This window comes from uncultured Brachyspira sp. (assembly GCF_944393015.1).
GTDB lineage: Bacteria > Spirochaetota > Brachyspiria > Brachyspirales > Brachyspiraceae > Brachyspira.
The window spans coordinates 1-5,292 of record NZ_CALXYQ010000088.1 but is presented as its reverse complement, the minus strand read 5'-3'; the positions used below and the strand labels follow the sequence as shown (position 1 = coordinate 5,292).

Below are 5,292 nucleotides of genomic sequence, written 5' to 3'. Positions count from 1 at the left end.
TAGATAATTTAAGTTTTTTTAATGAAACTACTAAAATAGGTTATAAACTTACTATGCCTTATTTTTATTTGGTATTATTTATTTATATAGTGATTTATTCTTTTTGGAATTTCTCTGATAATATAAAACCCAAAATAAGAAAGTACAGTTATGATATATATAAAATTAATTTAAAAAATTCTATTATCGCTGTTATAATTTATTCTGTGATAATGATTATTGTAAATATCATTACATATCAATATAATAATTATTTATGGTTTATTTGGGCTTTTAATGGAATATTGAGTTGGACTATTTCTATAATTGCAGATTATCATTTATTTAGAAGTAAGATATTTGAATATGTTTTAAAAAATTAGTTTTATATTGTTATTATTTTTTTGACTAGCCCACAGTTGCTCTGCAAAAGAACATCAAAAAATTGACAAAGTTAAAAATTTTTAGTATATACCTAAACAACTATATTTTGTCAATTTTAGTTTTTCAATTTTATTGTTTGTGGTGGCTTTGCCCCACCGCTCTGCGTACTTCGTAATACCCCCAGTTCTTTTGGTGACCCAAAGAACCAAAAAGACTGCATTTTTAGGGTATATCCTATATTTAATAGGAATGTTTTTAATATAAAGTTCTAGCAATTGCGTTTTCTCGTAGCGTGCCTTTGGCAAGGTGTGCTTAAATTAATAAATTATATTACATGTAAGACAATTTTAGTATTATTTAGTACTATTTTATACTTGCACTTTTTGCAACTTTGACGAAGTCCGCAGAGCGTGTGCGGCGGGAAAAAGTTGACTAAAAAAATGACAAACTTAAAAATTTTCAGTATATAGTATTTCTAAATACAGCTAATTAGTTGACAGATAGTTTACAGTTCATAAAATGATTTGTTTTTATATAAGAGTTGAATTTCTTAATATTTTACACAAAGTATATTGACAGACATAGTACTTGTGTTATAATAGTAGTATAAGATAAATAGTAGGTGTATTGTTTTTATGAAAAGATTGTTATTACTATTTTTTATATTATCAAGTTTCCTTTTTGCTCAGAATGATTTTGTAAACTCAGGTTTCCATTACAGTTATAATTATTTCGGATTTCCATTTTCCGTTGATTTCGGATATGCATATAAAAAGAATTCGCATTTTGTATATGTTCCTCGTGTAGGAATAAGTTTTGATTATGGTGCAGAATCATCATTTGGAATATTTGCTAATGTTGGAATGGAATACAGATACAGAAGATTTTTTATAGATTTAAATTACAAGCAAGGAATCACACCTCCATTTGCTACATTCAATTATAAAGATTTAGAATATTACGGACAATTAAGATTAGGATACTATTTTGATAATGTTAGTATTTCTTATGGTATGAATATAGGTAAGATGCTAACTTCTGAAAGAGAGATTTACAGATTAAGTTCTATATTTAAGATTAATCAGAATATTGGTTTAAGTTCTACATTTGTTGATGACGGAGTTAATAAATTAAAATTCAATGCTGGTGTAGGGGCAAGCATTATACCTAATGAAAAGCAGTATTCTTATAATGTTTCAGCTAGCCTGCCTTATTCATTCTTTCATTATTGGGGAGAACTTGGAATTATGCCTTATATAGGATACAGTGCCTATTTTGATAAAAGTGAGAAAAAATATTCTATTGGATTTAAATATTTATACTCTCTCATGATGATGCCTTTATCAAATTTAGAAGCACATCTTAAAAACATGGACTTTCTTACATTTGCTCATTTTGAATATAAGTTTTTTATGAGATTTCTTCCTTCTGGTTTTAATGATATATACTTAGTTGCTTTTGGTAATGTAGGTTATGGAAAATATTTTGAAAGCAGTATTGATAAAGGTAATTTATTGTATGTTGTAGGAGGAGGAATAGGGTATAATCTCTACGGTACAACACCTTTACAATTAACTTTCGGTGTTGATAATAATAATAGTTTGGTTATGAATTTAATAATCAGCACTATAATGTTTTAATATTTTGGAGTTTATTATTTATGGGAAGTATTAAAAATAAAATAATATTTTCTTTTTTATGCTTAATCTTTTATACAGCATTGAGTTTATCATTTTATTTAATACCTTTCAATTCAGAAGTATTAAATATAATTGCTATAACTTGTATTACTATATTTAGCGTATTTTTTATACTTCCTGCATTTTTATATTATCCTGTTTATTCAATAATTATTGGTATTTTACATTATATATTTTTTAGAATGTTTGAAATTATAAAAATTTTTACTAAACTAGATTCTACACCTGTAACTTTGATTTATTTAATATTTCAAAGTGCTTTTGGTATTATTATTAATATAGTTGGTATTGTATTAACTTGCTTGACTATTTATTTTGTTAAAAAATATATTAAAAATAAATGTACTGATTTTAATATAAATATGGCTTTAATAACAGCTGGTATAATTACGTTTATTAAATTTATTGTAAGTGCATTTAATTTTTCATCATTCTTTTTTTACTTTATGGTAAATAATATAACTATTAATAATGATTTAATAATACAGCAGCTTATTGCTAATGTTGTTAGCGTTATATTTACTTTTATTGCTGTGATGATTTCTTATTTCATTTATATGAAGATAAAAGACAAAGCATTTTTTGCTAATAATTTAAATAAAGAGAACAATGTTAACAATATTAATGAGTAGTTTTTTATTGTATTTTGTTTTAAGGAGGATTTAATATGATGAGAAAGATTTTGACAGTTTTATTTTTATCTTTAGTTTTGACTATTTCAGCTTTTTCATACAGCAAAGAATTTAATGAACTTTATAACTTGTATTATATGGCTAATACAAATAAAGCAGATGATTTAAATCTCGCTATAGAAAAAATGAAAAAAGCAAATGTTGGAAAAATAGAAAAACAAACTTATGATAATCTTATTTTACTTATGGACATATATATGAATCCTAGAAGTAAAAGAGAGGCTTATAAATTATTGAATGATAATATAAAAAAGAATACTCCTCTTTTATCGGAGAAAGATGCTGATTACTTGTCTTCTGTTGCTGATGTGATGAGCGGAGCTATTAATTATTCTTCATTTAATGATGTTATAAAACTTTCAGGCAAGGCAGGGGAAATATATGACAATGCTTTAAAAATCAATGCGAATCATTTTCCTTCTCTTTTGGGTAAAGCAATACTCACAGCATACAGCCCTGAATTTGTAGGCGGAGGAATAGATAAATCGCTTCCAATATTTAAAAAGGCTGAAAATAGTGCCAAAGAGAAATGGGAAAAGCATATAGTTTATTTATGGACTTCTCAGGCTTATTTTAAAAATAATGATAAAGCCAATTATGATAAGTACATGAAAATGGCAAAAGATATATTTCCAGAAGGAGCTTTTATAAAAAATATTATTGATATGAATGCCAAAGGAAAAGGAATGTTTAATTAGGATATGATTAAATATACTAAAAAATTTTAAGTTTATCAATTTTTTTGTTGTTCTTTTTCCCGCCGCACGCCACAGGCGGACTTCGTCAAAGAACCAAAAAGTGCAAGTTTTTTAACTTTATATATTTGGAATATGTATAAAATAAGACATATATTTTGTATATAAATGCAGTCCTTTTGCTTCTTTGGGTCACCACCGAGTAGGTGCCTATTCGGCAAAAGAAGTGTGGGTGTTACGAAGTACGCAGAGCGGTGGGGCTAGTCCACACAAATAATAAAAATGTAAAAAACACTTTTTATAAACTTAAAAATTTTAATATATATAATTGCTTGAGTTTAATAAATAAAAATAAGGATATTAAAATGTTTAGAGTGATTGTTTTGATTTTTATTAACGCTTTCTTTTTATGCGGATTATATGGAGAGATTTCAAGCGAGGCTAATGCTATATTAAAAGAAATAGATAATAAAAATAATGAATACCATTCAGGAGCAAGACTTGTAAGAACTAGTGAAGCTAAGGATATTTTAAATAGAGTTAAGAACAGCAATTTAAGCGAAGAAGAGAAAATGCATTTAAGTATAGAATGCTACACTCTTTGGGCTAATGTATCCATTGCAAGCGGAACTTTTGAAGAAGATTATAAGACTTTAGGTGAGATATATAATAACCTTAAGAAAGATAAAGTTTTCAAAAAAGGTTCTTCAGATATTTATGCTTCATTCGCTAATTTTGCAAACTCATTTACTTCACTTGCTTTTTTTAATAACCAATATCCTTATAGTGTTATAGTTGATATGTATACTTATGCTCGTATGGCTCTATTAAAAGATAAAAATAATATAAGGGCAAAACAAGTATATGGAATGTGGCAGATAGCTACTTTAGGCTTTTATAATAATGCAGCATATTATTCTGTAATAAGTTCTTTAAATGATACAAGCAATTTACCAGACTATATGGTTTATAGAGCTTATATTTATAGATCTATGGCATATATGAAAGTAAATGAAACAGATAAGGCTTTTAAAGAATTAGATGAAGCTTTAAAAATGTATCCTAAAGGCTTTTACGGATATTTATTAAAGAGTTCTTATGAGAAAGGTAAGGACGGATTTTTGAGTGCGGAGGGTTCTGACTTCTAATTATGATAAGATGTGAAAACATATCAAAGATATATAAAACTAAAGATTATAATATAATTGCCAATAGGAATATAAATTTAGAAATAAAAGACGGAGAAATTGTATGGGTGGCTGGAGTTTCTGGGGCTGGTAAAAGTACATTACTTCATATATTATCGAGTATAGACATTCCGACTTCAGGTTCTGTTTATTGGAATGATAATGAGGTTTCAAAATTAAGCGATAAAGAAAGAAGCAGTTTCAGGCTTTCAAATATAGGACTTATTTTACAGTCGCTTGAGCTTTTGAAAACTCAGAGTGTATTTGACAATGTGGCATTACCTCTTAAGTTTTTAAATGAAAGTTCTTCTAATATAAATAAAAAAGTTAATGAAATATTAGAAAACTTAAAAATAGATAATTTAAAAAAGAAGAAACCGGAACAGCTTTCAGGAGGGCAGAAACAGAGAGTTGCAATTGCAAGGGCATTGGTAAGTGAAGCACCTTATATATTCGGCGATGAGATTAGTGCGAATTTGGATACGGAAACAAGCAAATTTATTTATGAATATATAAGAAGCACTATAAAGAAAAGAAACGGCATAGGATTTTTTATTTCTCATGATGAATTGATAGAAGATTATGCGGACAAAAAATATATTATGAGGGATGGAGGAATAATACTCAATATATAGTAATAATTTTTAGTTTTTTT

The 5,292-nt window shown here is 26.9% G+C and carries 5 protein-coding genes and 1 pseudogene; all 6 read left to right on the top strand.

Annotation, left to right across the window (positions count from 1 at the left end):
* Nucleotides 1-362: pseudogene (locus Q0K19_RS14835) on the top strand (hypothetical protein); the annotation flags it as partial.
* A gap of 636 nt (nucleotides 363-998) precedes the next feature.
* On the top strand, nucleotides 999-2,003 hold the full coding sequence (locus Q0K19_RS14830; protein WP_297249319.1) for a hypothetical protein: 1,005 nt from the start codon (nucleotides 999-1,001) through the stop codon (nucleotides 2,001-2,003).
* Nucleotides 2,004-2,023: 20 nt separating this feature from the next.
* Nucleotides 2,024-2,695, top strand: a complete 672-nt coding sequence (locus Q0K19_RS14825; protein ID WP_297249317.1) for an NADH:ubiquinone oxidoreductase — start codon at nucleotides 2,024-2,026, stop codon at nucleotides 2,693-2,695.
* A 35-nt stretch (nucleotides 2,696-2,730) separates the two neighbouring features.
* Nucleotides 2,731-3,453: a hypothetical protein gene (locus Q0K19_RS14820; protein ID WP_014488728.1), complete on the top strand. Its 723-nt coding sequence runs from the start codon at nucleotides 2,731-2,733 to the stop codon at nucleotides 3,451-3,453.
* 362 nt (nucleotides 3,454-3,815) lie between these two features.
* On the top strand, nucleotides 3,816-4,598 hold the full coding sequence (locus Q0K19_RS14815) for a hypothetical protein (RefSeq protein WP_297249315.1): 783 nt from the start codon (nucleotides 3,816-3,818) through the stop codon (nucleotides 4,596-4,598).
* A gap of 2 nt (nucleotides 4,599-4,600) precedes the next feature.
* Entirely contained in the window at nucleotides 4,601-5,272 is a 672-nt protein-coding gene (locus tag Q0K19_RS14810; protein WP_297249313.1) for an ABC transporter ATP-binding protein, read from the top strand.
* Nucleotides 5,273-5,292: the final 20 nt, after the last annotated feature.

Bases quoted from the DNA above. Each gene is read 5' to 3' on its own strand.
- Q0K19_RS14830 (WP_297249319.1), top strand. From the start codon at position 999: ATGAAAAGATTGTTATTACTATTTTTTATATTATCAAGTTTCCTTTTT.
- Q0K19_RS14825 (WP_297249317.1), top strand. From the start codon at position 2,024: ATGGGAAGTATTAAAAATAAAATAATATTTTCTTTTTTATGCTTAATC.
- Q0K19_RS14820 (WP_014488728.1), top strand. From the start codon at position 2,731: ATGATGAGAAAGATTTTGACAGTTTTATTTTTATCTTTAGTTTTGACT.
- Q0K19_RS14815 (WP_297249315.1), top strand. From the start codon at position 3,816: ATGTTTAGAGTGATTGTTTTGATTTTTATTAACGCTTTCTTTTTATGC.
- Q0K19_RS14810 (WP_297249313.1), top strand. From the start codon at position 4,601: ATGATAAGATGTGAAAACATATCAAAGATATATAAAACTAAAGATTAT.